Genomic DNA, 2,216 nt, shown 5'->3' on the forward strand with positions numbered 1-2,216 from the left:
CCGAATCCCATCACAGATCCTGCGCGCCACCAGCGGATTATTCATGGTGTACAGATGGATCCCATCAATATCACTGACCAGCAGATCAATGATCTGGCTCAGTGCATAGGACATACCGGATAGCTGGCCCCAGAAAGCAAAAATCTCCCTTCAGTTTCAGATAATGGATCAAATCGGAAGCATGTTTAAAATCCTCTTATTCCGGAATATTAGGATTACGGTCTCCCCGGAGTGCCAGCACGTTCTGGATACCTTCCTCCGTGAAAACCCGTGCAAATTCATTGATTTCCTGTTTGTCATGATGAAGGCAGGACAAACACATTATATATATTTAACTGCAAAAAATTGCCCTAAACATCAAATTCTAATATAACTGTTTTGTCAAATCCTATATTTTCACTTTGTTGTTCTTCCGTTTCATTTCCACTCCATTCTACACATATTCTATAATGTCCGGTTTGTATCATGGAACTACTGTACCGAAATTGTACATCTTGTTCCTGATTTTTTTCAATCATATAAACTATTGCCGGAACAATCTGATCATTATTCATCTCGTAGTATTCACTTTTTTCCTCATTCCAACGATAAAGCTTTGCATCGGCTCCTATTTTCACAGATTGTGTCCCCATATTTTTTATGTGTACAGTCACAGTTAAATCATTGTTATAAGATGCCACAGATGTCAAAGTCATATTTATATCTTTTGTTTTATTCTGATTCTTTTCTTCTTTAACATTATTTATTTTTACATAAAAATACTTCTTTTTCATATTTTTTTTATTTACCGCTATAATCTTACTCCTTCCTTTTCTAATTCCCTTAACCGCTATCACACGACCATGCCTATTTGTAATCTTTACATTCTTATTACTACATTGCCATAAAACATTTTTCCATGCCTTAGGAGCACGTATTTCTGTTACTCCTTTCTGATTTATTTCAATGACAGTTTTTGCTGAGGCTTCCTTGTTCTTAAAAATAGCAAACATCATCATGAATAACGCAACCTTATACAAATATTTTTTCATTACATTTTCTCCTTTCTATCTTTTTCAATATTTATCTATAACCATTGTCTTGCAACCAATTCAGTAATCCTGTATTTAATCTACGTGCATAATTAGTTGTTCCAGCACTCCCAGAAATAGTCCCCATAAGATACGGCATTCCTTCATACATCACAAATACCGGACCACCACTTTCTCCTGCTGTAAAATCTGCATTTATGACTAAAACATCATCTGTGAAATCAATAACATTTCCCGCACAATTATATAAATATGGATTTCCTCCCGGATATCCAGCAGCAAAAATTGCCTGATTAGGGTCACAAGCGGTTCGAATTCCCATACAACCAGTCACATTTGTTCCAACATCCTCAGGTAACACAATAAAACCATAGTCCGTCTCTGTATTATATCCTTTATAATCCCCATAATATATATACGCCGAGTAATTTGATGTTTTGTAATAAGAACTTGTACCATATAAGCCAAACTCCATCTTAATACTCTTCGGATGTGATAGTGACTCATTAATCAGCACATGACCAGCTGTCGCAACAAGTCTTGGCCCAATAATTGCTCCGCTTCCACGCTGTGCCGTGCCATCTTGATAAACAACCGTGATTCTTGCAATTGTAGTATAGGGAAATGTGTTTGCATTAGATATTAACACCCTATCATCTGTTCCAATAATATTTGTAAGTGCAATTCCATCAGCCTGTTTTTTTTCTCCCCAAACATTATTGGCCGGTAATACGATGTCTCCTTTTGAATCATCAGGCATATCATATTCCGTATTTGTTCCGCTTTTTTTGTCCACAACGTGAATTGCATTTCTATCCGCTGCCAATGCTGCATCTCCCTTTTCGAACATAAAGCAAATACAAGTTATCCCCATTACAATTGCTAGCTTTTTAAGTAAATTTCTCATTAGTTATACCTCCTTATACCCATATAATGTTTTTATTTACAGTTACTTATATCTCCTATCACATTTGATCACTTTCACCTCCTCATATAATCAAGTGTTTTTTATTGAAAATTCAAGGTTTCTCAACCTTTTTATCTCAGCGAATAAACCATAGCTATGAGCATTTCGATGTATCGGGTACTGAAATAGCGGTTTTAAGGTATACGAAATAAAACGTCATTCATTTTCGCTTTACTGGCCTTGTGTATACCCATCCCTCTATGGCAGCTAACCTCCTA

Annotated in this window: 3 protein-coding genes; all 3 read right to left on the reverse strand. The window is 36.1% G+C overall.

Annotated features, from left to right (window positions below; translation table 11 throughout):
• Nucleotides 1-196 precede the first annotated feature (196 nt).
• Genes H8704_RS14595 through H8704_RS13990 form a run of 3 tightly spaced genes read right to left on the reverse strand, consistent with a single transcriptional unit; the run spans nucleotide 197 to nucleotide 1,938 of the window.
• Nucleotides 197-322 (reverse strand): methylenetetrahydrofolate reductase, encoded by a 126-nt coding sequence (locus H8704_RS14595; protein ID WP_408611206.1) that lies wholly within the window; start codon nucleotides 320-322, stop codon nucleotides 197-199.
• Between the two features lie 28 nt (nucleotides 323-350).
• Nucleotides 351-1,031 (reverse strand): immunoglobulin-like domain-containing protein, encoded by a 681-nt coding sequence (locus H8704_RS13985; RefSeq protein WP_249298670.1) that lies wholly within the window; start codon nucleotides 1,029-1,031, stop codon nucleotides 351-353.
• Nucleotides 1,032-1,062: 31 nt separating this feature from the next.
• Nucleotides 1,063-1,938, reverse strand: coding sequence for a trypsin-like serine peptidase (locus tag H8704_RS13990; RefSeq protein WP_118680117.1), 876 nt, complete (start codon nucleotides 1,936-1,938; stop codon nucleotides 1,063-1,065).
• Between the last annotated feature and the right edge of the window lie 278 nt (nucleotides 1,939-2,216).

The sequence above is a fragment of the Jutongia huaianensis genome, from assembly GCF_014384985.1.
In the GTDB taxonomy this organism is placed as follows: Bacteria; Bacillota; Clostridia; order Lachnospirales; family Lachnospiraceae; genus Jutongia; species Jutongia huaianensis.

Excerpts from the sequence above, each read along its gene's own strand:
- H8704_RS14595 (WP_408611206.1), bottom strand. The coding sequence starts at position 322 with ATGTGTTTGTCCTGCCTTCATCATGACAAACAGGAAATCAATGAATTT.
- H8704_RS13990 (WP_118680117.1), bottom strand. The coding sequence starts at position 1,938 with ATGAGAAATTTACTTAAAAAGCTAGCAATTGTAATGGGGATAACTTGT.
- H8704_RS13985 (WP_249298670.1), bottom strand. The coding sequence starts at position 1,031 with ATGAAAAAATATTTGTATAAGGTTGCGTTATTCATGATGATGTTTGCT.